Source organism: Bacillus paranthracis (assembly GCF_024296885.1).
Taxonomy (GTDB): Bacteria; Bacillota; Bacilli; order Bacillales; family Bacillaceae_G; genus Bacillus_A; species Bacillus_A paranthracis.
On record NZ_CP101135.1, the window covers coordinates 211,281 to 235,267 of the forward strand.

Below are 23,987 nucleotides of genomic sequence, written 5' to 3' on the forward strand. Positions count from 1 at the left end.
TGTATGTCTTAATTATAGGAAATATGATCGCCGGCAACTATCGAATTAGCTTACGGAAGACTTACACTTTTGTAAGAAAAAAAGACATTCGTGTAAGAATGTCTTTTAAAGCATATTAATGTGGTGGTGCTCTTCGATTGTTTTTAAAAAGCTACGCATTGAATTTGTCATATAGCTATCTTTACGGCGTATGAAAACCGTTGAAATACTACCGTATTTTTCAGGGATTGCATGGCAATGCACTTTACCTGCTTTAGAAAGATGATGGACAGCAGACTGTGGTACGAGTGTAATTCCAAGGCCGAGTGCAACACTGTTTAATATTGTCTCTAATATATTGAATTCCATAATTCTTTTTGGTAGCAAACCTTCATCTTTCAGCCATCGTTCTAGTTTGGAACGGTATCCACATCCTTGGTTAAAAACGAGTAAAGGCGTTGTTGTAAATTCTTCTATATGAAAAGCTTTATTTTGTGTTACAAGCATTAATTTCTCTGTACTAACATCGTATTGTTCAATAAGGGGATGTTTTATTGGCCCTGATATAAAAGCACCGTCTAATTGATGATCGAGTACTTCTCTAATTAATTCTTCTGTTAAACCTGCTTGTAATGATAAATCGACGTTCGGATAGCTTTTATAGTAAGAAGATAAAATGGTAGGTAATGTACTTACTGTTTCGACAGTACCGATTTTTAATATGCCAGAGGGTGTTTCACTATCTAAAAATACTTGTTTTAGCTCCTCAACATCTTGCAAAATTTTATTAACATAAACGAGCATTTTTCTTCCTTCAGCTGTTAAAGTCATGCCTCGTTTATGACGATAAAAGAGCGGTGTTTTCAGCTCGTTCTCCAGTTGTTTAATACGCGTTGTTACATTTGATTGTACGTAATTTAATTCCTTTGCTGCGCTACTTACACTACCTTGGTCAGCAACGCTCTGGAAGATTTGTAAATCTCTTAATTCCATAATACGATCCTCCTTGATGTTAACTATCATTATAAATGATAGTTAACATCATTTCGAATCATTTTACGTGATATATTTTTTCTTTTACAATTCTCTTTGTGCAAATAGAAAGAAGTGGGGGATTGCGGTGAGAAAAGGTCAAATGATAATAGGCGCTTTAGCGTGTTTAATTGCAAGTATGTCATGGGGAGCAATGTTTCCAGTTGCTGATCATGCGTTAGAATACATAGATCCATTTTACTTTTCGCTTATTCGCTATGGAGCGGTGGTGATAATGCTGATTATATTGTTGTTAATGAAAGAAGGGAAACAGGCATTTCGTTTAGAAGGAAGAGGAAAGTTACTCGTCTTTTTCGGAACGATGGCGTTTACTGTATATAATGTACTTATATTTTTAGGTCAAATGTTAATGGGAAAATCAGGCGTGATGGTAGCCTCCATTATGGAAGCACTTATGCCGATGATTTCTATTTGTATCCTATGGGGATATAAGCGTGTAAAACCGAAAAAGTATATGATAACGAGCATGATTATCGCTTTTATAGGGGCTGTATTTGTTATTACAAAAGGTGATATGAGTTTCTTTTTAACATTGAAAGATAACATGTTTTCACTAGCATGTATATTTGTTGGAGTTGTAGGTTGGGTTATTTATACGATGGGTGGTCAAACGTGTAGCGATTGGTCGACATTACGTTACTCTACATTGACGTGTGTATTCGGTACAACCGTTACAGGAATTATAACGATAATTATAACGGCGTTTGGATATGTTTCAGTTCCGAGTATGGGAACGATTTTTATTGTGAAATACGATTTATTATTTATGATGACATTACCAGGAATAGTAGCGTTACTAGCTTGGAACTATGGTGTGAAAATTTTATCGTCCATTAATGGGATTTTATTTATTAATTTTGTACCAATTACAACTTTAGTTATTATGATGATGCAAGGATATCAAATAACAATGTTTGATATTGTAGGGACTTTACTTGTTATTGCGGCACTTATTCGTAATAATGTTTGTCAGAGGAAAGAAGAAAATATAAATAAGAAGATTTTACAAGAAGAGCAATTACGTCAAGCTGTTTAATAGGCAATTGGAGGATTTCACATGTTAGAAAGTTTATTGTTTTTCTTTGCCGTCGGAGTTGCTTGTGAGCTTGCAGCAATTAATCGAAATGGTCGTAAGAAGATAAAACAACAAGCTGAAATGATAGAGCTTTTAAAAGAGTTAAAAGAAAGAAACATTTAAAAAGACGACCGGGCATAGACGGTCGTCTTTTTCTATATAAAGGGGAAAGGGGACACAAAGTTATACAAGCGTAGCAGCGTAAATAAAAGCAGTAAGAAGAAGAGAGCCGCTAGCTAATCCTAAAAAATCTAATTTGTTAAAAGTAATGTTATTCATGATGCATTCTCCTTACTTATTTAATGTAGAAGCAACAGCTTTTGCATCGATAAGAGCGGAAAATACCATGCCCATTGTATTTAAAAGATTGTTCGTTTTCAGCTTGTTCATCATATTGATCCGCTCCTTTTCGAATAATGGTTGCCCTGTTTCTGACTTAATTGTATGAAATATCGCAAGAAGTAACTATCGAATTAGCTTACAAGAAAATTACACTTTTGTAAGAATTGAAATTTAACAATTAATACTCATTTTTATTACCAACTCCTATAACTTAGTGTTATAATTGAGGTAAGAAAATGACTATACTTCGGATGTTCAGAAAGGAACGAAACCAATGTATAAACCAATTACATTTTTGTTGAAATATATATTTAAAACAGCTGGGAAAGTAGAAGTGCAAGGAAGAGAAAAGCTACCAGAAGGTGGCCCGTATGTTGTTGCGTGTACACATACAAGTTTTATGGATGTATTAATGTTAGCTACAGGGATGTACCCAACAGAGATTCATTACATGGCCAAAAAAGAATTATTTGAAGGGAAATTCAAAAATTGGTTCTTTAAAAATGTAAATGCATTCCCTGTAGATCGTGCAAATCCAGGACCGAGTACACTTAAAATTCCATCACGCTTATTAAAAGAAGGAAAAGTGGTAGGGATTTTCCCGAGTGGAACGAGATCGACAGAAGATGTTTCGTTAAAAGCTGGTGCTGTGACAATTGCGATGCGTTCTAACGTTCCATTAATACCAGCAGCTTATGTTGGTCCATCAAGTGTAAAAGAATTAATAAAGGGGAAAAAGGCACAATTGATTTTTGGAGATCCGATTCAAATTGATGCTGAAGAACAAATAGATCGGAAAACAGCTATGAAAATGATGACAGACCAATTAAATGAGAAATTTGAGGAGCTAAAGGAAGCTTTGGAATCAAATCAAAAGTAAGAAAAGACGACCGGGCATAGACGGTCGTCTTTTCTATTACTATTTATAATAAAGTGAAACTTTAATCAGTGGGGGGTCTTCATCCCCCACTGATTATTAGTTGAACCAATCGGACTTTAATGGGCAGCCCGACCCCTACCTAACTTCTTTGCTTTCGTTGAATTTTGAGGTGGGGGTCTTACTGCCCATTAAAGTGGGATAAAGGGGAAAGGGGACACAAAATTTATACAAGCGTAGTGGCGTAAATAAAAGCAGTAAGAAGAATCGAGCCACTAGCCAGTCCTAAAAAATCTAATTTGTTAAAAGTGATGTTATTCATAATATATTCTCCTTACTTGTTTAATGTAGAAGCAACAGCTTTTGCATCGATAAGAGCGGAAAATACCATGCTCATTGTATTTAAAAAATTGTTTGATTTCATTTTGTTCATCATATAAATCCGCTCCTTTTCGAATAATGGTTGCCCTGTTTCTGACTTAATTGTATGAAATATCGCAAGAAGTAACTATCGAATTAGCTTACAGGAAAATTACACTTTTGTAAGAAAAATGAATGAAGGTGTAATGATGAGAAGGTTTGACATATGTTCATGGAATTTATTAATTTAAAAGTAGAGGTGAATGTATGGCTAATATTAAAGATATTGCAAAGATGGCGGGAGTTTCAGTTACGACTGTTTCGAGAGTATTGAATGATCATCCGTATGTAAGTGAAGAAAAAAGGAAAGCGGTTATAGAGATAGTTGAGAAGTTGAATTACTCACAAAACGCAAATGCTGTTCATTTATCAAAAGGAAAGACGAATATTGTTGGTGTAATTCTCCCTTACATTAATCACCCGAGCTTCGATGCAATGGTAGGGGGAATGATGGAGGGAGCGTTAACTCATAACTACAGGGTGCTACTTTGCCAAACAAACTATAATAAAAAAGAAGAAATGAAAAGTTTACATATGTTAAAAACGAAACAATTAGATGGCCTTATTATTTGTTCACGTGCAAATGATTGGGAAATGATAGAACCGTATGCTTCATACGGCACAATCATTGCTTGTGAAGACAATGATATTTCAAATATCTCAAGTGTATATACAAATCATTCGGCAGCTTTCCAGCTAGGAATGAATCACCTTATTGAAAAAGGTTATAAAAAAATTGGTTATTGCACGGGGAGAAAGCTAGGACCGAGTAGTCAAAAGCGTTTTGATGTGTATAAGCGTCAATTGCAATCTATAGATGAAGAAGTGAATGAAGAATGGATTTTCACAGAATGTTTTACGTTAGAAGATGGTGTGAGAGTGGCTCATAAATTAAAGGAGATGCAGCATCTTCCTGAAGCATTAATAGTAGCAGGAGATGAAGTTGCGATTGGGGTTATGACAGAAGCTGAAAAATTAGGTATTCAAGTTCCTGAGGATTTAGCGATTATTGGCTTTGATAATCAACCTATCTCGCAAGTGTTACAACTTACAACTATTGATCAAAATTTAAAGGAAATAGGTAAAAAAGCCTTTGAAATGTTTTATCGGCAAACAAATGCTGAAAGTTCTAAACAAGAAAAGGTGGAAATTCCATATGAACTTGTGGAGCGATCTACAGTGTAGTTTTAATCCGTTATGTGTATAAGTGCATAACGGATTACTTTTTTGAAATACCTTTGACAGGAAACGCGTTTCATACTTTATAAAGGGGTTAAACCGGTTTGTAACAATCCATGGATTCTTTTCAAAAATAGTATTTGGAGGGAAATGCATGAATGAACTTTTATTAAGTATAAAAAAGTTTCTAGGGAATGACGAAAATGTTTTAGCCTTTGTGGTGGGGGTTTTTGAGAAGGATCATTTCACGTTATGTTATCAACATGGGATTTTTGTTGCGACTACTGGACGTCTCCTGTTTTACGGAAAATTTCCATACTATCCTTCAACATTTAAAGAGTACTCATATTTGCATATAGATAGCATAGTTTTTCGCCCGTATTTCGAATTTATTTGTAATCATGAAACCATCCGAGCTAAGTATATTCAGAAGGGGAATGTAGAGCAATTTGTCCGTATAGTTAGAGCATATGTGAATAATTAATCACCCCTCTGTTTAAACATAATATCCTGGTCTTTATGAGGAAAAATGCTGAATAAAAACAACTTCTAAACCTCTAGGAGATAGTGATACAATGTCAAATGGGGGGAGGGTATGAACTATGGTTAATCAACGTATAAAGGAAATAACACTAATTACAATTGGTTCATTATTATTCGCAATTGGTATTAATTACTTTGCAATTCCAAACCGTCTATCAGAGGGTGGAATTATTGGTTTAACGGTTGTTACGTACTATTTATTTGATTGGTCGCCGGGGATTGTGAATTTTGCTATAAATGCAATTTTACTAGCTGTTGGTTATAAATTTTTTGATAAGAAAACGATGGTTTATACAATTTTAGGGATTGTAGAAACATCTTTGTTTTTATATGTTACGGAACATATTGAGTATCATGTAAATAGTGATACGTTATTAGCGGCACTATTTGCTGGTGTATTTGTCGGTATCGGATTAGGCTGTATGTTCAAAGCTGGAGGTACATCAGGGGGATCGGCAATTTTAGCACGGTTAGCAAATCAATATTTAGGTTGGAGCGTCGGTAAAGGTGTACTTATTATTGATATCGTTGTAATTGCTGGTTCCGTATTTATAATAGGGCAAGAAAAAGCGATGTACACACTTGTTGCAGTATTCATCGGAGCGAAAGTAATTGATTTCATTGTAGAAGGAATGGACACAAAAACGGCTGTTACAATTATTTCAAATCAACCAGAGTTAATACGTGAGGCTATTACGAAAAACATGACACGCGGCGTTACTGTATTAGAAGGGCGCGGCGGATATACTGGTAAAAATAAAGAAGTTTTATATGTTGTTATTAATAAACAAGAGCTTGTTAAGTTAAAGCAAGTTATTAGTCGAGTAGATGACGATGCTTTCGTCGTTATCCATGATGTACGTGATGTACTTGGTGGGGGCTTTAAAGCGAGCTAAAAGGTGAACGAGTAAATTCGTTCACCTTTTTTTAATTCTTACAAAAATGTAAGTGTAATGTAATGAGATTCAATAGTAGATTGTATTCCTTCTTTTTAAAATGGATGTATATATATCCTGCAGAGGAGGAATGTTTATTATGAAGAAAAAAATGATCACTACTATAATAGCGATGATAGTCATAGTAATAATGTTACTACCTACGAAACTTGGACCGGTTATCGATAAATATAATCCATTTTATAAGACGAAAGAATACTATACGGTTGTGAATACAATTGGTCAGCATATTGGCGATGAGTGGTATGAATATGAATTTATTGCATTTGACGAACGTGGAAGAGAACAAAAAATAAAGAAGACTGTTAAGCATATGTTAAAGAGAGATGAAACATTAAAAGTGTACGCAAAAGGACGCTACGGCGAGTCAATTGAAGAAATTGAAGCTGTAAATATTCCTATTAATGCAAAGAGTAAACTTTTAGCGATGAGATAGCGAATTATACCCCCACCTATTTTTTGTCGAAAATAAAAATACTAGGTAGGGGTATTTTGGTGTGTGCAAAAAAAGCCTTAGTCCATATGGACTAAGGCTTTTTTTAATATATAAAGGGGAAGGGGGTACATTGTAGTAGCATGAGTGAAAGGTATAAGAAGAGTAGCTACTAGCAATGTAATTTGGTTATGTGAGTGTTCTTCTTATTTGGCCTACTTGCTAACTTTATTGTACGAGATGTCAGTAAGAGAAACTATCGAATTACATTACACATAGCTTACAAACATGTAAGTCTTCTGTAATGTAATTCGATGGTTAAAAGATAGTGAATTTTATATAGTGTAATTAGAAAGTCTCACTGTATTACTTTCTGTTTGTAATATGAATGAAGAATGAAAAACCAACTCCTTTTTAATAGCCTCATCTGTATGGAGATGAGGCCCTTTTTATAAACCTTACAACATTGTAAGGTTTACGTAAGTTAATTCGATAGTAAATTTGTCATATTTTTTGCATAATAAATACAAATAGATAAAAATAATTAGGGATATAGTAAGAAAGGAGAAGAATGGGATGCGTAAAGAAGAAGTAGTGAAGTTTCCAATTAAAGATTTCTGTAGCTACTTTACTGTTGCCGTAGTATGTATTGGGTTATTTGATATCATAACAAACTTAATTGTTAAATAATATAGATGACAAAACAAGAAGGGAGATCCTTTCTTGTTTTTTTTATGGGGGAATAAAGGTGAAGTGGATTGATAGTCATATACATGTTGATCAATATAAGGATGAAGAGAAAAGTAAATTACTTAAAGATGTGGAGCATAGTAAAGAGATAAAGGGGCTTATTGCAGTATCTATGAATTATCAATCATGTAAAGAAACTTTATCTTTAGCAAAACTATATCCTTTTGTACATCCAGCAATAGGTTTTCATCCGGAGCAACCGATTCATAAAGAAGAATGTGAGCAAATTTATAAATTAATTGAAGAGCATGTAGATGATATAGTTGCGATTGGTGAAGTTGGCTTACCGTATTATTTAAGAAAAGAAGATGAGCGCATTGCTATCAATTCGTATATATCAGTGTTACAACGGTTTGTTGAACTAGCTAGTAAATATGATTTACCAATTATATTGCATGCAGTGTATGAAGACGCTGATATTGTATGTGATTTACTGGAGAAATATAAAGTTTCACGTGCACACTTTCATTGGTTTAAAGGAAGTGAAACAACAATGAAACGGATGATAAGGAATGGGTATTACATTTCTATCACGCCAGATGTTTTACATAAGGATAAGATTAGAAAAATTGTTTCGTATTATCCTCTTGAATATATGATGGTAGAAACAGATGGACCGTGGGAATTTCAAGAGGGTGTTATGACACATCCGAGAATGATTCGAGAAGTATTAAAGGAAATTAGTGTTATAAAAAACGTAGCTGTTGATAAGGTTGCAGAAACGATATATGAAAATACGATTCAATTTTATTTGAAAGGATAGAATTGTTATTTTAGCCCTTCTTATTATAGAGAAATAGAAGTTGAATTTATTTATGAACATAATCAATGGGTTATTAATAATATGCCACGTTTTGGTTTAAGTTAAAAAAACCACCAAGCATTTTGCTTGGTGGTTTTGTATTAGGATTCTAATTTTTTCGCACGTCTTAATAATAAGAGAAAGACAATGACGAGGAAACCGAGTATAAGGAAGAATCCATATTGTTTTATATAATCTATTATGTCACTTGCGCTTGTTGGTTTTTCAACGTGAATGCCGTCTTTATTAGTAGTGATATGAATATCTTTCATTTTCACTTCATTCGTTTCTTTTTGTAAATCAATCCATTCTATATTTGGAATACTTTCTAGATCCTTTAGTACTTCTTTTAATGGTTTTACACCTAAGTAAGGATGATAGAATGCACCAATAACTCCATCGGATAATTTGGCAACAGATACAGCATTTGCTTTCATTTTAGCAATAGCGTGTGGTTTATCTTCTTCGATAAATCCAACTGTTTCAGGCATTAATTTCATGCCATGTAAAAATGATGGTGTACTTCTGTATGCCGGAGAGTGCATAGATTTCCAAGTTGTGTCACTTAACTGTAGTTGTCCTACATAAGTTGAAAAGTATCTTGATAATATTTCATATCCTTTTTGAGACATCGTGTAATGAGGTGCTTCAAATGCGACCGGATATAGTTTGGCATCTACAAGTTCTTGAATGCCTTTTTCAATATGATCAGTCGTATATTTTTCTTCAAATTCTTCCCCTTTTTTTACGTATGTATTATATGCCTCTATATTAGGGAAATCATCTTTTGTTTTTGGTTTTTCATGCTTCGGTTGACGAATTGGTTGGTCTGTTTTTACGTCCCAAAATTCAAAACCTTCACCAGTTTCACTATCATAAAATTGGTGAGTATAACCATGCATAATAATTGCTGCACCATCATCTTGCATAGAGCCTAAAAGATCGACTAGTTCGGGTTTATCTTTTAAATGTAGTGTTTTACCTGTTTCTGGATCCGTATATACAGGTATAACAGTGATCATGTATGGCATCTTTTTCTCTTTTAGTAATTCAGCAATTTCTTTTAATTGATTTATATCTGCGGCTGGATGAACGTCCTCCAGACGTAAATAAGCTTCCACTTTATTTGTCGTTGGTTTTTGTCCAAAGTAAGAAAATAGGCTTTCGCCAATATAATAAGATATCCAATCAAAGAGGTTAGAAGTTGCAATATAATAAGAATTATTTTGTTGCACAATTAATGGATAAGTAGTACTTCCTTTTAAAGCATTGGCAAGAATTTTTCCATTTGTATCAAGGTTTTTAATGGATCGTTCTTCTTCTAATGTATTCTTTAGTTTACGTGTTGGATATTCAATTGTATCAGAGTTTATATCTTCATTTTTTAGTGTGATAAATGAAAAACGATTGGATAATTGTTCTATATTTTGACCTAAAACTAGTAGTGGCCCTGAGAAACTTTCTAGAAATTCTTTTGTTTCAGTAGAAAGTTCTTCTTGTTTTTCACCTAAGTAAATAACATGTGTATATGAAGATTTATCAGTTATTTCAGCTAACTGTTTTATGTTTTTGATTGTTATGTTATTAGTAAAATGTCCTACTTGTGTATTAAGTATTTGGGTATCATTTGTAATTTGATCATCGTTCGAACTGTATAAAATAAGGACTTTTGGATTTTCGTTTTTTTGTGCGGAAATAGGGACAGGAATTAATAGTAGTAAACTGAATAAGAGTAGCAACCATTTTTTCATATTATTATTCTCCTAGTTTATATTTGGAATTCAGCTTACAATTATATACAAAAAATGCGTTTCAGTCTATGAAAGTTACATTTTTGCACGTATTTACCAGCTGTTTTTTCACAAAATCAGTCTAAAGCATGATGATAATATGTATAGTTATTTGCTATGATAAAAGAGTAAGAGAATGATAGAATGTGGGTAATTGTAAAGGGAAGAAGGCTGAAAGGGGACAAATTTCAGCGGAGAAAGAGGTAGAGGTAGTGAAGAAATTCTTTGTAGGATTTTTAGTTGTTCTTGGAGTGTACTTATACTTCCAAGGAAAGTCTGAAGGAATGGGGAAATTAGTAAATGAGACAAGCTATGTTGACTCAGAAGAAGCAAAACAGATGAAACAAATTATTATAGAGGAAGCAAAGAAAGTCAATCTTCCAGAATGGATACCTCTTACAATTGCCGAACATGAAAGTCGATTAAATCCAAGAAGTGTTGGAGATAACGGAACTTCATTCGGATTGTTTCAATTGCATCGCGGTGGTGGACTTGCACCGGATCATTTAACTGATGACGAGCTGAAAGATCCACGTACAAATGCGCAAATTGCAATGCCGCATTTAATGAAAGGATATAAGCGCGGGGTGCAAAAAGGTTTGACGGATTTTGCATTATTAAAATATATAGCAAATACATCTGGATGGCCAGGGAATTTAGGGCCAGAGTGGACGGATAATAATATGAAGTATAACATCGGATTAGAAGATGTGTACTATCGAAATAAAGGTGTAATTAAAGAGTAGGTTTTTGATACCTACTCTATTTTTTTGTGGATAATCGCGTCGTTTTGTTTTGTGAAATACGCTGCTAGTTGTATTTTTACGTCTTCTAGTTTGGTGGAAACTTGCGGTATTTTATATCCTACATATAACGGTGAAACGACAAATCTAGGAACAACTTTACAAATGATTTTTCCGTTTAAGTAATAGAAGAATAAGTTATAACTACTACATCCTTTATGGAAATCTGTCAGTATGTAACGTACAGTTTGCTGAATATAATTTGCTAGTTCATCTATGCATCCAATATCTTCAATGATGATATTAAATTCAGTAAAACCGATAATAGGACGATCTGAAATATTGAGTTCAATGTGCTCGTTTTTTTGAACAATTACGCCTTGGAAGTTGTCCTGTTCTACGTTATTGAGGTAGTCTACATATTTCATTCCAATAATCTGCATGTGCGCATGATGCAAACTTCCACCTGAGAATGGACCATGATTTTTGTATAAAATTACAGATGTGAATTCTTTATTTTTCTGTAAATCTAACCAATGTTTAATGGAGAAACGAATTAGCGATTTCATATGTTCTTCTGTATATGTCGCAATATGGTCTTCACAATTATCTGTTTCGATTAGCACCGTTTGAAATGTATCTTTTAATGTAGGAAATTTGTTTTTTAGCCAAATAATTGAGCCCTCAATTGCTAAAATATCCGTTAAATTTTCTCTGTCACAAAAAGGACATGCAGCGCTTCTATTCCGGATGCTTTCTGGTTTTTGTTTGCCAATATCGTTTAAAAAGTATAGTTGTTGTGTATCCATTTGTATATATGCCCCTTTAAAATATGTGTAAAAATCCCGCTTAATACATTCGGGATAAGGAGAAGAAAATCCTTTAAAGGGAATATAAAAAATAAAAGACAAGATATCCTCATTAAGATAGGGTACCTTGTCTTTTATTTTTTCTTTAATAATGTGTATGGATAATATAGATTGTTTTTATTATGCTTCTTTTCTCTATTTTTTATTGTGTATAAGGCAATTGCTGTACTTGCGATTACAAAAATGGCTTTCTTCATATTCACATACCCCTTTTTATTGTTGGTTTAATTCTTGGCTAACTGCTTTTGCATCAACTAGAGCGTGTAAAATCATTTTTACCATGTTCATCATATTCTTTCACTCCTTTTTATAGTTCATTTAGTTCTTTTACAACTGCTTGTCCGTTCACTAATACCTCAAAGATTGCTTTTACGATTTCTTTCATCATGATTGTTTCCTCCTTTTGTTGTCTCTCTTGTTTACATCTTTATTGTATAGGGAGGCATCTTTTCGTACTATCGCTTTCCATTACGTGAACATAACAGTTTTGTAAGATTTGATGTCACTTATTGAAATGTTTAGTCTATCTTCATTATTTTCAGAAAAATGACTATTCAAACATGAAATGGGAAAGTATAATAAAGAAGTAAGTATTAAATTCCGTACGAAAGAGGTGAATGAGATGAAACGTTCTTTAGCTGCACGTGCCAAATTTTTAGATTTTATCTATTTTTGTCGTGCGATTTTTCATGATGTAGTTGTTAACGGGATACGTCTGTCCTTTTTTAACAATTGCATAGTAGCTATAGAACGATAGAAATCTCTTCACCCATTTTTAATAAACGTGTGAAAAGGGAGCTATTTAGCTTCCTTTTTCTATGCCGAAAACCATGGGGAATGTTTCTTTCTCATGGTTTTTTATATTGAAAGGAGTACGGAAAATGACAATTTGTAGTGTAAATAATGTAACGAAATCTTTTGGTGGAAACATCATATTTGAAAATATATCGCTTGAAATAAAGAATGGTGAACGTGTTGGATTAGTTGGTCGTAACGGTAGTGGGAAGACAACAATCTTTCAGCTTTTAACTGGAATGGAAGGTTTGGATGCAGGGGCCATTCATATGAAGAAAGGTACACGTATTGGTCATGTGGCACAAATTCCGAAATTTGATGAGAGTATGACTGTATATGAAGTATTGAGTTCCGCTTTTAAAATAGAAAAGGAATTAGAAAGAGAAATGCGTACTTTAGAAAAACATATGGCGGAAGAACAGGAAACTTCTGTTTTACAAAAATTAATGGAGAGATACGGAATCATCCAAGAAAAGTTTGCGTTTCTTGGTGGTTATGAAATCGAAGCGAACATTATGAAGGTAGCAAATGGTTTACAGGTGACAGAACTATTCCCACGATCATTTGTGGAGATAAGTGGTGGGGAGCAAACAAAAGTAAGCCTTGCATACATGCTGTTGCAGAAACCAGATTTACTTTTATTAGATGAACCAACCAATCATTTAGATTTATTTGCAGTCGAATGGTTAGAGCAATTTTTAAAAGAATACAACGGAACAGTTATGGTTATTTCACATGATCGCTATTTCCTTGATGAAGTTGTAACGAAGATCTTTGATTTAGAAGATGGAGAGATTCACGTGTATCATACAAACTATTCTCGGTTTGTTGAAGAGAAGGAAGAAAGGTTGCTTCAGGAGTTTCAGGCTTATCAAGAACAGCAAAAGAAAATAAAGAAAATGAAAGAAGCAATTAAGCGACTGCGTGAATGGGCAAATCAGGCGAATCCTCCGAATGAAGGATTGCATAAGAGAGCGAGAAGTATGGAACGTGCACTGGAACGTATGGAAAAACTAAAGAAACCTATTTTAGAACGAAAACAAATGGGACTTCAGTTTGAAGGGCAAGAGAGAAGTGGAAAAGATGTTGTTGTAATGAAAGAAGTGAGTAAAGGGTTTGCGGAACATCTTTTATTTAACGAAGCAAACTTACATGTTCGTTTTCAAGAGCGTGCAGCTATCGTTGGTCGTAATGGTACAGGAAAGACAACGCTATTAAAGTTATTATTAGAAGAAATAGAACCAGACGCTGGAGAAATTCGAATTGGAAGTAGTGTGAAAATCGGTTATTTATCCCAGCATGCGTACGGAAATATGAAGAGTAATGTATTGGAGGCTTTCAGGGAATGTGTAGCTGTAACAGAGGGAGAAGCGAGACATATATTAGCTAAATTTTTATTTTATGGTCCAGCGGTGTTTAAGAAAGTAACGCAACTGAGCGGTGGAGAAAAAATGAGGTTAAGACTTGCACAACTTATGTATCAAGATATCAATTTTTTAATTTTAGATGAGCCGACAAATCATCTCGACATTGAATCAAGGGAAGTTTTAGAGGAAGCTCTTGAACAATATAATGGGACAATTTTAGCTGTTTCACATGATCGTTATTTTTTAAATAAGTTATTTGAAAAGACGTATTGGATTGATGAGCGTAAATTATTTGAGTTTGCAGGGAACTATGCATGGGCGCGTCAAAAGTGGGAGGAAAAGTTCGAGACGCAAGTGATAAAGCAGCAACGCCAAGGAAGAAAAAATATTGAAACAGTCCCTGTAAAAAAGAAAGAAGTTAGGAATATTGAGGAGATTGAAACCGAGTTAATGCATGTTGAAGAAGATATATATACGCTTGAGTGTAAGATGGAACAAGTAGTTGATGTTGAAATGCTTGAACAATTGTATGAAGAAAAAACGAAGAAAGAGTTGTTACGAGCGGAGTTATATAATGAGTTAGAGAATATTGTGGAGTGAAAATTAAAAAGCGAATCCCTTTCAGTTTTACTGAAGGGATTCGCTTTTTTATACTGCTGTTTTGCTTTAAGAGATAAATAAAAGTTGTGTTTCACGTGAAACAGCAAATTTAATAAATCTTTGTTTCGTAACTTGCATAGATTGTGAAACATAAATCGTATTAGGAGCTTTTTAGATCGGTTAATTATTTCCCGAGACATAAGTATGTGTAACGGCAAAGCATGATTGAAAACAAAAAACAGAGTTACAGCTTTACACGCTGAACTCTGTTTTCTTTTTGTGTCGTATCTTCCCTTGTTGAAATGATAATAGCGATCCCGAGCATCATAAAAAAAGCTAAAAAGAGGACGAACTTTGGGAAGAACGGGAATAGTAATAGCGCCCCGACTATCATAATTGTTAATAATACGTAGTGAAGGACGTATTGGAATAGGTTGTCCATGTTTTCGCCCCCTTTTTGGTAATTGGTTATTAGTATTCTATGTTTCATACGGAACGAATAGAAGTGAATTTTTAATTTTTTAATACGAAATAAAAAAGAACGGTTGACATGTTTAAAGGAAAGGAATAATCTTGAAATTAATTCATACTATTTTTATAGGAATAATGAATATAGTTGCAGGAAGGAGTCCTATGTTCCTACATCGTTAAAAATTAGGAAGGTAAAGGTGATAGTGCAATGAAAAATGTTTTTAAAGGAGCAATTGCTACATTTTTGAGTGTATCAGTATTACTAGCCGGATGTGGTCAAGAGGAAGCGAGTACAAACGAGGCCAGGAACGTCCCGAAAGTAAAAGATGAATTTATTCAGGCAAGCGACAAAGCAAAAAGTCCCGTAAAAGCAAAAGAAAGAAAAGATACTTTTGTAGTTGGAATGCCGAGTCCTGGAGGGATATTCCTTCCGCACTTTATGGAGAATGGATGGGATGGTAATATAACGCAAGCTATCTTTGCACCTCTTGTTGGACTCGATAAGGAAGGAAAACCAATTCCAATTTTAGCGAAGAAGTGGGATATTTCGGAGGATCAGCTTACATACACGTTCTATTTGAAAGATGGTTTAAAGTTTAGTGATGGATCACCACTAACTGCAGATGACGTAGCATTTACATTAACGCTATTACACGATCCAACTTATAGTGGAGCGACTGATATAAGTCAAACAGCAATAAAGGGTGGGCAAGCGTATAAAGAAGGAAAGGCAACCTTTATTGAGGGAATTCAAGTCATTGATCCGAAAACAATTACGATTACGACTGAAAAGGTAAATGCTCAAACACTATCATTAATCGGTGGAGAAGTTATATCTAAAGCTTATTACGGGAAAGAGTATAAACAAGGGCACCTAGAGTATTTAAAAGAGTTGTATGGAAAACCGATGGGAGCAGGAGCTTATAAGTTAGATAAATATATTCCTGGTCAAGAGGTTCGATTTGTAGCTAATGAAAATTATTTTGAAGGAAAACCGAAGATTGAGCACTTTATTTATAAAATTTCAAAAGGTGATACAAAGCTACAACAATTTCAAGCCGGGGAAGTAGATTATGATGGTTTTACGACAAACACGGAGATGATTGAACAGTTAAAGGATTTAGGTTTTGCCAATATTAATGTATATACAGGAAGCTCTTATGGTTACATTAAAATGAATTATAAGAAACCATACTTTAAAGATAAGCGTGTCCGCCAAGCATTTATTTACGGATTAGAGCGTCAAAAAGTTATTGATACGTATTTCCAAGGTTATGCTTCACTCGTTAATGTACCGATTACGCCAGTTTCTTGGGCGTATACAGAAGAAGGGATTAATAAATATGAGTATAACTTAGAGAAAGCAAAGAAATTATTGGATGAGGCTGGATGGAAAGCTGGTTCAGATGGAATTCGCGAAAAAGATGGCCAAAAATTGAAGGTAAGTTATTTTGCTTCTTCTGCAAGTAAAATAAATGATGTAATGATCCCGGTGATGAAAGAGAATTATAAAAAGCTTGGTGTAGAGTTTAACCCAGAATATATGGACTTTAATACGATGATTTCAAAAGTGATAAAAGGTGATTATGATTTAGCGATGGTATCTACGCCAATGATTGATGATCCGAGTGGAACAATTGAGGAGTTTGTTTCGACAAGTAAACGAAACTATGATGGGTACCATAATCCGAAAGTAGATGAATTAGCGAAGCAGGCACTAGAAACATTAGATATTGAAAAACGAAAAGAAATTTATAAAAAGTTGTACCAGGAGTTGAGTGAAGATCCGCCTGTAATCTTCTTAAATAATAGTAAAGTTGTGTCTGCACATCATGCACGCATTCAAGGGTTACAAGAAGATAACTATAACGGTATTTTGTTAAGTTTACCTAAATTAAAGATAGAATAATAATTTTTGAAAAATTTTAAAAATATTTATTTAGAAAGAATTGACAAAATATAACGGAAGATATAAGCTAATAACCATAAAGTCTACCGGAAAGGTCGGAATAGGATTGTTACCCCTCAAAAACATCTATTTTTTTACGATTAAAACCGACTTTTCCGATTGGCTATAAATGTTGCTGTGGGAGGCATACATAAGGTAATAAGTTCAAAGGGTATCACTATTAAAAAGTTAGGGTGGGGACAATGAAGAAAAAGACAAAAAAATGGGCTGGTGTATTTTCGGTATTACTGAGTAGTTCGCTTGTGTTATCTGCTTGTGGGGGACAGGAAGATACTGCTTCTACAGAACCGGTTAAACAGCAGGATTTAAAAAATATAAAAGTTGAAAAAATTGCGGCTACAGATAAGACGAAAGTACCTGATAAGGCGAAAAATAGAAAAGATACGTTTATTTCTGGTATCTCAAAGCCGGGGGGAGTTTTCCTACCTTACTTTCAAGAGAACGGTTGGGATGGCAATGTGACATCGGTTATTTTCGCCTCTCTTGTTACAACAGATAAACAAGGGAAACCTATACCAGATCTTGCCGAGAAATGGGATGTCTCTTCAGACCAATTAACATATACATTTCATTTACGCAAAGACTTGAAATTTAGTGATGGATCGCCATTAACTGCTGACGATGTAGCATTTACATTATCACTTCTACATGATAAAGCTTATGAAGGTGGCGATGATATTTCACAATATGCAATTAAAGGTGGTAAGGAATATAAAGAAGGAAAAGCGACGTCTATTGAAGGGATTCAAGTTGTTGATCCACAAACAATTAAAGTTACGACTGAAAAAGTTAACTCACAAGCGCTAATTGCTTTAGGTGGTCCAGTATTATCAAAAGCTTATTATGGAAAAGAATATAAGCAAAATACTAGTTTAGATTATTTAAAAGAGTTATATGGGAAACCGATAGCTGCGGGACCATATAAGTTTGAAAAATATATTCCAGGACAGGAAGTTCGTTTTACAGCAAATGAAAATTATTATGCAGGTAAACCAAAAATTCAAAACTTTATTTATAAGATTACTTCACCAGATACAAAATTCCAATTATTCCAAACAGGTGAGATAGATTATACAGGAGTAGGTTACGGGGATGAAATTTTAGAACAAGTGAAGAGTTTGCAGTTTGCAAATGTTGAAATAGAGACGGCTTCTTCATTTAGTTATATAAGAATGAATAGTAAAAAACCGTATTTAAAAGATAAGAAAGTTCGTCAAGCTCTTATTTATGGTTTGGATCGTAAAAAATATGTAGATACAGCTTTCAAAGGATACGGTACAGTAGCTAATGTTCCAATTCATCCAACATCTTGGGCTTATACAGAAGAGGGGATTAATAAGTACGAATATAACTTAGATAAGGCGAAGAAATTATTAGATGAAGCTGGATGGAAAGCTGGTTCAGACGGAATTCGTGAAAAAGATGGTCAAAAGCTTAAATTAACGTATTATGGTGCAAGTTCAGCAAAAGACGGTGATTTGTTTATTCCGATAGCAAAAGAGAACTATAAAGAATTAGGTGTTGAGTTCAATCCTGAATTTATGGATTTCAATACGATGCTGTCAAAAGTGAAAAAAGGCGATTATGATTTAGCTTCAGTTGCAACACCAATTACAACAGATCCAAGTGAAACTGTAAGTGGTTACTCCTCAGAAGGTGATGATAATACCTTAGGTTATAAAAATGAAAAAGTAGATGCATTAATTAAAAAAGGAATTGAAACTGTAGATATTGAGAAACGTAAACCAATTTACAAAGAACTGTACAAAGAACTAAGCGATGATCCGCCAGTAATTTTATTGAATTATCGCAGAGTCATCACAGCTTACAATGGAAACATTAAAGGGATTGATCCTGAGAAGTATGACAGTATTAGTTCGAACTCACCAGTATTATCTATTGAGAAATAACGAGAAGAATGTATAAGTAGAAGACATTTTTTCATTCGGCTAGTAATATGCTGATTCGAAAAAATGTTCTTCTATTTTAAGCATAAGATTGGAGAGAAAAAGGGTGAAAACGTATATCGTTCGTAGGTTGTTACAAATGATTCCTACACTTTTGGGAACGTCAGTTGTTATTTTCTTCCTGTTCGCACTTCTTCCAGGGGATTATATTGATTCGAATCCTAAGATTACACCGCAAAGGGCGGAAGAGCTTCGGGAATTGTACGGATTAAATAAGCCAATTGTTGAACGCTATTTTCACTGGCTAGGTAATGCGTTACAAGGAGACTTTGGTTTTTCGCTTCAATATCAAGAACCTGTAACATCACTATTAAATAAATTTATTTGGAACTCTTTTATTGTAGCAATTGTTGCATTGTTTTTTATTTGGCTAATCGCACTTATTATCGGTGTATTTTCAGCGACGAAGCAACATTCTTTATTCGATAAGCTTGTAACAATTGGTATCTTTGCAGCAATGTCATTTCCTTCATTTTTTATAGGTCTATTTCTAATTAAGGTGTTCGCAGTAGATCTTAATTTATTGCCAATAGGTGGAATGATTGATGTTGGTAGTAATTCAACTGGATTCGCTTATGTGATAGAAGTTGCAAAGCATATGGTTTTACCGGTATTTATTTTGACTCTTCTTGGTGTGGGCTCATTAACTCGCTACTTTAGAACGAGTATGTTAGAGGTTGTAAGACAAGATTACATACGAACGGCACGAGCAAAAGGGTTAAAAGAGAAGACTGTTATTTATAAACATGCATTAAAAAACGCCATTTTACCGGCTATTACATTGCTTGCGTTTGAGTTACCTGGATTGTTTTCTGGAGCGATTATTATTGAACAAATTTTTAACTGGCCAGGGATTGGCGGTATTCAATTGGAAGCACTAAATTTCCGTGATTATACAGTATTGATGGCATTTACGATGTTTCTTTCTTGTTTAACAATCGTTTCAAACTTTTTCGCAGATATCGTATATGCAGTTGTTGATCCGCGAATTCGGTTGAAGTAAGGGGGGAATGAGATGGAAACTGTTACAGTAATTAAAGAGAAGAAAGAAAAAAATAGAAGAAAAAATGAATCATCGCCATGGCGACAAGCTCTTAAAAAGATAAAAAGAAATAAGATGGCGCTCGTAGGATTGTATGCATTAATTTTTATGTTTATATTTTGTTTTATCGGTCCGTTCTTTTCGCCGTATGCATCAGGAAAAATACAAGTTACGTTAATTAACAAACCACCTAGTTTTTCTCATTGGCTCGGTACAGATCAATTGGGAAGAGATATTTTAACGAGGCTTATGCAAGCGGGACGAATCTCATTAACGATTGGCCTAGCTTCTATGGTTTTATCAGTGATATTAGGAGCTGTATTAGGGGCTATTGCAGGATTTTATCGCGGCATCGTTGATAATATTATTATGCGTCTTGCCGATATTTTAATGTCGATGCCAGGATTACCATTACTTATTATAATGGGAGCGATTTTATCAGAGTGGAAAGTACCATCTGATTATCGTCTATATGTCATTATGATTATTTTAAGTTTAGTAGGTTGGCCGGGGCTTGCGCGTCTTGTAAGAGGTCAAATTTTATCACTTAGAGAGCAAGCGTTTATGCAAGCTGCTGATGTGTTAGGGATAAAAGATTACCGGAAAATTATCTATCACTTAATTCCTAATGTTTTACCAATATTAATTGTTGTATCCACATTAGGCGTTGCAGGTTCTATTTTAGGAGAGTCCGCACTAAGCTACTTAGGTCTCGGCGTTGTCCCACCTACACCATCATGGGGGAATATGATTAGCGCAGCGAACTCATTAATTGATTTTCAAAAGCGCCCATGGTTATGGATTCCGCCTGGTTTTGCAATCTTTATAACAGTTGTATCCATTAATTTACTTGGTGATGCACTTCGTGATGCGTTAGATCCAAAGATGAGACGGTAGGTGAGGGAATATGAGTAAAGCAGTAGTAGAGCTGAAAGATTTACAAACACACTTTCAGACAGAAGAAGGAACAGTAAAAGCTGTGAATCATGTTAGTTTTTCTGTTCGAGAAGGTGAAACTGTTTGTGTTGTAGGTGAATCTGGTTGCGGGAAAAGTGTAACGGCTTTATCTATTATGGGACTTATTGCTGAATCAGGTAGTGTAGTAGGCGGAGACATTTTATATGAAGGAAAAAGTCTTTTAGGAATGAAAGAAAAAGAGCTTCGTAGTTTACGAGGGAATGATATTGCGATGATTTTCCAAGAACCGATGACATCGCTAAATCCAGTCTTTACTGTAGGGGAACAAATTGTAGAGACGTTAAGGGAGCATGAACTGCTTAGTAAAAATGAAGCATATAAGAAGGCGATTGAGTTAATTCGTAAAGTCGGCATAGCTCGTGCGGATGAAATCGTCCATTCTTATCCACACGAACTGAGCGGTGGTATGTTACAACGAATTATGATTGCTGTTGCACTTAGTTGTAATCCTAAGTTATTAATTGCGGATGAACCAACAACGGCTCTTGATGTTACGATTCAAGCTCAAATATTAGATTTATTAAGACAAGTAAAAGAGGAATTTAAAACATCCATTTTATTAATTACACATGATTTAGGCGTTGTAGCAGAAATGGCGGATTACGTTGTCGTTATGTATGGCGGGAAAGTTATTGAAGAAGCACCAGTACTAGAAATATTCCAAAATCCGAAACACCCGTATACGAAAGGTTTGTTAAAATCAAAACCAGTGATGGGAAAACGAATAGATAAACTATATTCTATTCCAGGGCAAGTTCCTAATTTAGTTGGTTTGGATGAGTTTTGCTACTTTAGCGGCCGTTGTGAGCATTGTATGGAAATATGTAAAGAAGAAGCGCCAAGTTTGAATGTACATGATGAGAATCATAAAGTTGCTTGCTGGTTATATGAGGAGCGTGCGAAACAATGAGTGAACCATTATTAGAAGTAAAAAACTTAAAAACATATTTTCCAATTAAAGGCGGCATATTTAGTAGAACGGTTGGACATGTAAAAGCAGTTGATGGAGTAAGTTTTACTATTAATAAAGGTGAAGTATTCGGCCTCGTTGGTGAATCGGGAAGCGGAAAAACGACGATAGGAAAAACAATTTTACGTCTCGTCCAAAAAACGGAAGGGGAAGTGAAGTTTAAAGGGCAAGATGTTCACTCTTTATCTAAGGAAGAATTGAGAAAACATCGTCCTAATATGCAACTTGTCTTCCAAGATCCATTTAGCTCATTAAATCCGAGAATGAGAATTGGGGAAGCGCTTGGTGAACCGATGTTAGCTCACGGATTAGCGACGAAAGAAAATGTTCGTGAAAAAGTGACAGAAGTATTAGAGTTATGTGGCTTAGCCCCATATCATATTGATCGGTACCCTCATGAATTTTCGGGTGGACAACGCCAACGTATCGTTATTGCAAGAGCTATGGTATTAAACCCAGAATTTATTGTAGCTGACGAACCTGTGGCAGCATTAGATGTATCTATTCAAGCACAGATCATTAATTTATTTAGTGAGCTACAGGAGAAAAAGGGATTATCTTATTTGTTCATTTCACATGATTTAAGCGTAGTAGAGCACTTATGTACGAAGATTGGAATTATGTATTTAGGAACGATTGTGGAAACAGCGCCGCGTGATGAGTTATTTACGAATCCACTTCATCCGTATACGAAAGCATTGTTATCCGCTGTTCCAATACCAGATCCAACAGTGAAGCGAGAGAGAATCATACTAGAGGGTGACATTCCAAGTCCAGCGAATCCACCTTCGGGGTGTCGTTTTCATACACGTTGCCCGTTTGCAACAGATATTTGTAAACAAACGGTACCTGAATTTCGTAATGTTGGTGAGGAGCATTTTGTTGCTTGTCATCATGTATAAAAGAGAAGGACTCTTTCAAATAGAAAGAGTCCTTTTTTTATTTACTAGATGAAGTTTGTTTCAATACAAATTGTTCGATTGCATGAGCAACACCATGTTCATTGTTTGTTAATGTTACAACGTCACATAGTTTTTTTACATCTTCTTCAGCGTTTCCCATTGCAACTGATAAACCAGCTGCTTCTAACATGGGTACATCGTTAAAATTGTCACCGATAGCAACTGTATCTTCAATTGGTATATTAAAATGGGCTGCCATTTGTTTCAGTCCATTTCCTTTATGTCCATTCTTGTCCATAATTTCTAAATTAGTAGGAGCAGATGCTGTAACCATAATATCAGTATCTTCTTGTAACATACTTAATAGCTGTGCGCGATGCACTGCGTTAAATGTCAAAATAAAGAATTTAGATATTTCTAATTCTGGATTATTTACAACATCTTCTATTTTTTGGAAATCAGTAATTAAGTTTGATTTCTTTTGTTTTTCTGTAATTCTTTCAAGTTCCTCAAGCGTAACATCTAGTGCATGCTTGTTTTCTTCGAACGCTTGCATAACTTGATCTTGCCATGTATATGGAGAATAAACTCCTTTATTTGTATATAGCTTATAAGGAAAGCCTTCAGATTCTAGTAATTTTGCAAGTTTGTACACTTTGTCGTTTTGTATACAACGCGAGTTAATTACTTCTCCATCCACATAAACAATTGCCCCATTGCTTGCTCCAACTGGAAGAGATAGTTTATACTCTTCCAATAATTTCAAAGCATCCTCTTTTGCACGGCCAGAACAAATCATGACAATATGACCAGCCTCTTTTGCAGTTTGGATAGCTTGTAAGTTCTCTTTGGAGATTTCAAGATTAGATGATAGTAGTGTACCATCCATATCTAATGCGATTAATTTCAAAATGACCACCTCTTTGTTCTTATTATACATAGTTATATAAAGGAAACATATAAACTTATCTTGGAAAGATTGTATTTTATCTCTCATGAACTATCAGTAAGAATTTGATAGATTCCACTTTATTAATGAAAGATTTATCTTACTTTGTAACAAAAGTAGAGGTAGGTATAGGGATGTTTCGTTATATGACTGTAATATTACATGA

General features: G+C 34.5%; 25 protein-coding genes. 17 read left to right on the forward strand and 8 right to left on the reverse strand.

The features are described 5' to 3' along the window. Nucleotides 1-105: 105 nt before the first annotated feature. A complete protein-coding gene (locus tag NLJ82_RS01195; protein WP_000423059.1) occupies nucleotides 106-972 on the reverse strand; it encodes a LysR family transcriptional regulator in 867 nt (288 codons plus the stop codon). 127 nt (nucleotides 973-1,099) lie between these two features. On the opposite strand from NLJ82_RS01195, the gene NLJ82_RS01200 reads away from it, so the two are divergent. Beyond that, a complete protein-coding gene (locus tag NLJ82_RS01200; RefSeq protein ID WP_001225444.1) occupies nucleotides 1,100-2,068 on the forward strand; it encodes a DMT family transporter in 969 nt (322 codons plus the stop codon). Between the two features lie 21 nt (nucleotides 2,069-2,089). Continuing rightward, complete coding sequence (locus tag NLJ82_RS01205) at nucleotides 2,090-2,230, forward strand: YrzO family protein (protein WP_000894066.1); 141 nt, start codon at nucleotides 2,090-2,092, stop codon at nucleotides 2,228-2,230. A 60-nt stretch (nucleotides 2,231-2,290) separates the two neighbouring features. On the opposite strand, the gene NLJ82_RS01210 is transcribed toward NLJ82_RS01205, so the two are convergent. Continuing rightward, nucleotides 2,291-2,386, reverse strand: coding sequence for a DUF3948 family protein (locus NLJ82_RS01210; RefSeq protein WP_001060007.1), 96 nt, complete (start codon nucleotides 2,384-2,386; stop codon nucleotides 2,291-2,293). Nucleotides 2,387-2,723: 337 nt separating this feature from the next. On the opposite strand from NLJ82_RS01210, the gene NLJ82_RS01215 reads away from it, so the two are divergent. Further along, complete coding sequence (locus NLJ82_RS01215) at nucleotides 2,724-3,329, forward strand: lysophospholipid acyltransferase family protein (RefSeq protein ID WP_000277774.1); 606 nt, start codon at nucleotides 2,724-2,726, stop codon at nucleotides 3,327-3,329. Between the two features lie 223 nt (nucleotides 3,330-3,552). Here the strand turns inward: NLJ82_RS01215 and NLJ82_RS01220 are convergent, their stop codons facing one another. Continuing rightward, nucleotides 3,553-3,648 (reverse strand): DUF3948 family protein, encoded by a 96-nt coding sequence (locus NLJ82_RS01220; RefSeq protein WP_001060001.1) that lies wholly within the window; start codon nucleotides 3,646-3,648, stop codon nucleotides 3,553-3,555. 305 nt (nucleotides 3,649-3,953) lie between these two features. Here NLJ82_RS01220 and NLJ82_RS01225 point away from each other — a divergent pair, with 305 nt between their 5' ends. From NLJ82_RS01225 to NLJ82_RS01245, 5 genes are all read left to right on the forward strand, one after another. After that, nucleotides 3,954-4,931: a LacI family DNA-binding transcriptional regulator gene (locus NLJ82_RS01225; RefSeq protein ID WP_001273914.1), complete on the forward strand. Its 978-nt coding sequence runs from the start codon at nucleotides 3,954-3,956 to the stop codon at nucleotides 4,929-4,931. A gap of 148 nt (nucleotides 4,932-5,079) precedes the next feature. Further along, complete coding sequence (locus tag NLJ82_RS01230) at nucleotides 5,080-5,409, forward strand: PH domain-containing protein (RefSeq protein ID WP_001004211.1); 330 nt, start codon at nucleotides 5,080-5,082, stop codon at nucleotides 5,407-5,409. Between the two features lie 118 nt (nucleotides 5,410-5,527). Further along, on the forward strand, nucleotides 5,528-6,364 hold the full coding sequence (locus tag NLJ82_RS01235) for a YitT family protein (RefSeq protein WP_000248047.1): 837 nt from the start codon (nucleotides 5,528-5,530) through the stop codon (nucleotides 6,362-6,364). A gap of 139 nt (nucleotides 6,365-6,503) precedes the next feature. Then, a complete protein-coding gene (locus NLJ82_RS01240; protein ID WP_000728419.1) occupies nucleotides 6,504-6,860 on the forward strand; it encodes a YxeA family protein in 357 nt (118 codons plus the stop codon). A gap of 745 nt (nucleotides 6,861-7,605) precedes the next feature. Then, the gene (locus tag NLJ82_RS01245) at nucleotides 7,606-8,370 is read left to right on the forward strand and encodes a TatD family hydrolase (protein ID WP_000871071.1); all 765 of its coding nucleotides are present in this window, start codon (nucleotides 7,606-7,608) and stop codon (nucleotides 8,368-8,370) included. 140 nt (nucleotides 8,371-8,510) lie between these two features. On the opposite strand, the gene NLJ82_RS01250 is transcribed toward NLJ82_RS01245, so the two are convergent. Then, entirely contained in the window at nucleotides 8,511-10,160 is a 1,650-nt protein-coding gene (locus NLJ82_RS01250; RefSeq protein WP_000759015.1) for a DUF2334 domain-containing protein, read from the reverse strand. Between the two features lie 251 nt (nucleotides 10,161-10,411). Between NLJ82_RS01250 and NLJ82_RS01255 the strand changes: the two genes are divergently transcribed. Next, on the forward strand, nucleotides 10,412-10,945 hold the full coding sequence (locus tag NLJ82_RS01255) for a transglycosylase SLT domain-containing protein (protein WP_000713259.1): 534 nt from the start codon (nucleotides 10,412-10,414) through the stop codon (nucleotides 10,943-10,945). Between the two features lie 11 nt (nucleotides 10,946-10,956). On the opposite strand, the gene NLJ82_RS01260 is transcribed toward NLJ82_RS01255, so the two are convergent. After that, on the reverse strand, nucleotides 10,957-11,751 hold the full coding sequence (locus NLJ82_RS01260) for a DUF4931 domain-containing protein (protein WP_000381034.1): 795 nt from the start codon (nucleotides 11,749-11,751) through the stop codon (nucleotides 10,957-10,959). Nucleotides 11,752-11,885: 134 nt separating this feature from the next. Beyond that, nucleotides 11,886-12,014 (reverse strand): hypothetical protein, encoded by a 129-nt coding sequence (locus NLJ82_RS01265; RefSeq protein ID WP_002026849.1) that lies wholly within the window; start codon nucleotides 12,012-12,014, stop codon nucleotides 11,886-11,888. 419 nt (nucleotides 12,015-12,433) lie between these two features. Here NLJ82_RS01265 and NLJ82_RS01270 point away from each other — a divergent pair, with 419 nt between their 5' ends. Then, nucleotides 12,434-12,568 (forward strand): RAxF-45 family protein, encoded by a 135-nt coding sequence (locus tag NLJ82_RS01270; protein ID WP_000830642.1) that lies wholly within the window; start codon nucleotides 12,434-12,436, stop codon nucleotides 12,566-12,568. A gap of 124 nt (nucleotides 12,569-12,692) precedes the next feature. After that, complete coding sequence (gene abc-f / locus NLJ82_RS01275; protein WP_000150892.1) at nucleotides 12,693-14,573, forward strand: ribosomal protection-like ABC-F family protein; 1,881 nt, start codon at nucleotides 12,693-12,695, stop codon at nucleotides 14,571-14,573. Nucleotides 14,574-14,817: 244 nt separating this feature from the next. Here the strand turns inward: abc-f and NLJ82_RS01280 are convergent, their stop codons facing one another. Further along, nucleotides 14,818-15,015 carry a hypothetical protein gene (locus NLJ82_RS01280; RefSeq protein WP_000369262.1) on the reverse strand — a complete coding sequence of 66 codons (198 nt, stop codon included), beginning with the start codon at nucleotides 15,013-15,015 and terminating at the stop codon, nucleotides 14,818-14,820. Between the two features lie 237 nt (nucleotides 15,016-15,252). Between NLJ82_RS01280 and NLJ82_RS01285 the strand changes: the two genes are divergently transcribed. The 6 genes from NLJ82_RS01285 to NLJ82_RS01310 all read left to right on the forward strand — a co-directional run bounded on the left by NLJ82_RS01285 (nucleotide 15,253) and on the right by NLJ82_RS01310 (nucleotide 22,872). Then, a complete protein-coding gene (locus NLJ82_RS01285; protein ID WP_000799896.1) occupies nucleotides 15,253-16,953 on the forward strand; it encodes an ABC transporter substrate-binding protein in 1,701 nt (566 codons plus the stop codon). Nucleotides 16,954-17,195: 242 nt separating this feature from the next. Beyond that, nucleotides 17,196-18,923: an ABC transporter substrate-binding protein gene (locus tag NLJ82_RS01290; RefSeq protein WP_000730684.1), complete on the forward strand. Its 1,728-nt coding sequence runs from the start codon at nucleotides 17,196-17,198 to the stop codon at nucleotides 18,921-18,923. A gap of 103 nt (nucleotides 18,924-19,026) precedes the next feature. After that, nucleotides 19,027-19,983, forward strand: a complete 957-nt coding sequence (locus NLJ82_RS01295) for an ABC transporter permease (RefSeq protein ID WP_000860750.1) — start codon at nucleotides 19,027-19,029, stop codon at nucleotides 19,981-19,983. 12 nt (nucleotides 19,984-19,995) lie between these two features. Next, nucleotides 19,996-20,919 carry an oligopeptide ABC transporter permease gene (opp4C, locus tag NLJ82_RS01300; protein WP_000451073.1) on the forward strand — a complete coding sequence of 308 codons (924 nt, stop codon included), beginning with the start codon at nucleotides 19,996-19,998 and terminating at the stop codon, nucleotides 20,917-20,919. Between the two features lie 10 nt (nucleotides 20,920-20,929). Beyond that, nucleotides 20,930-21,910 (forward strand): ABC transporter ATP-binding protein, encoded by a 981-nt coding sequence (locus NLJ82_RS01305; protein ID WP_000030788.1) that lies wholly within the window; start codon nucleotides 20,930-20,932, stop codon nucleotides 21,908-21,910. Continuing rightward, a complete protein-coding gene (locus NLJ82_RS01310) occupies nucleotides 21,907-22,872 on the forward strand; it encodes an ABC transporter ATP-binding protein (RefSeq protein WP_001294512.1) in 966 nt (321 codons plus the stop codon). The genes NLJ82_RS01305 and NLJ82_RS01310 overlap by 4 nt, the downstream gene beginning before the upstream one ends. A gap of 37 nt (nucleotides 22,873-22,909) precedes the next feature. On the opposite strand, the gene NLJ82_RS01315 is transcribed toward NLJ82_RS01310, so the two are convergent. After that, on the reverse strand, nucleotides 22,910-23,782 hold the full coding sequence (locus tag NLJ82_RS01315) for a Cof-type HAD-IIB family hydrolase (RefSeq protein ID WP_000766405.1): 873 nt from the start codon (nucleotides 23,780-23,782) through the stop codon (nucleotides 22,910-22,912). Between the last annotated feature and the right edge of the window lie 205 nt (nucleotides 23,783-23,987).

Coding starts and splice junctions, on each gene's coding strand:
- NLJ82_RS01305 (WP_000030788.1), top strand. CDS start 20,930: ATGAGTAAAGCAGTAGTAGAGCTGAAAGATTTACAAACACACTTTCAG.
- NLJ82_RS01215 (WP_000277774.1), top strand. CDS start 2,724: ATGTATAAACCAATTACATTTTTGTTGAAATATATATTTAAAACAGCT.
- NLJ82_RS01280 (WP_000369262.1), bottom strand. CDS start 15,015: ATGGACAACCTATTCCAATACGTCCTTCACTACGTATTATTAACAATT.
- NLJ82_RS01210 (WP_001060007.1), bottom strand. CDS start 2,386: ATGAATAACATTACTTTTAACAAATTAGATTTTTTAGGATTAGCTAGC.
- NLJ82_RS01220 (WP_001060001.1), bottom strand. CDS start 3,648: ATGAATAACATCACTTTTAACAAATTAGATTTTTTAGGACTGGCTAGT.
- NLJ82_RS01230 (WP_001004211.1), top strand. CDS start 5,080: ATGAATGAACTTTTATTAAGTATAAAAAAGTTTCTAGGGAATGACGAA.
- opp4C (WP_000451073.1), top strand. CDS start 19,996: ATGGAAACTGTTACAGTAATTAAAGAGAAGAAAGAAAAAAATAGAAGA.
- NLJ82_RS01260 (WP_000381034.1), bottom strand. CDS start 11,751: ATGGATACACAACAACTATACTTTTTAAACGATATTGGCAAACAAAAA.
- abc-f (WP_000150892.1), top strand. CDS start 12,693: ATGACAATTTGTAGTGTAAATAATGTAACGAAATCTTTTGGTGGAAAC.
- NLJ82_RS01310 (WP_001294512.1), top strand. CDS start 21,907: ATGAGTGAACCATTATTAGAAGTAAAAAACTTAAAAACATATTTTCCA.
- NLJ82_RS01225 (WP_001273914.1), top strand. CDS start 3,954: ATGGCTAATATTAAAGATATTGCAAAGATGGCGGGAGTTTCAGTTACG.
- NLJ82_RS01235 (WP_000248047.1), top strand. CDS start 5,528: ATGGTTAATCAACGTATAAAGGAAATAACACTAATTACAATTGGTTCA.
- NLJ82_RS01290 (WP_000730684.1), top strand. CDS start 17,196: ATGAAGAAAAAGACAAAAAAATGGGCTGGTGTATTTTCGGTATTACTG.
- NLJ82_RS01195 (WP_000423059.1), bottom strand. CDS start 972: ATGGAATTAAGAGATTTACAAATCTTCCAGAGCGTTGCTGACCAAGGT.
- NLJ82_RS01270 (WP_000830642.1), top strand. CDS start 12,434: ATGAAACGTTCTTTAGCTGCACGTGCCAAATTTTTAGATTTTATCTAT.
- NLJ82_RS01240 (WP_000728419.1), top strand. CDS start 6,504: ATGAAGAAAAAAATGATCACTACTATAATAGCGATGATAGTCATAGTA.
- NLJ82_RS01285 (WP_000799896.1), top strand. CDS start 15,253: ATGAAAAATGTTTTTAAAGGAGCAATTGCTACATTTTTGAGTGTATCA.
- NLJ82_RS01205 (WP_000894066.1), top strand. CDS start 2,090: ATGTTAGAAAGTTTATTGTTTTTCTTTGCCGTCGGAGTTGCTTGTGAG.
- NLJ82_RS01250 (WP_000759015.1), bottom strand. CDS start 10,160: ATGAAAAAATGGTTGCTACTCTTATTCAGTTTACTACTATTAATTCCT.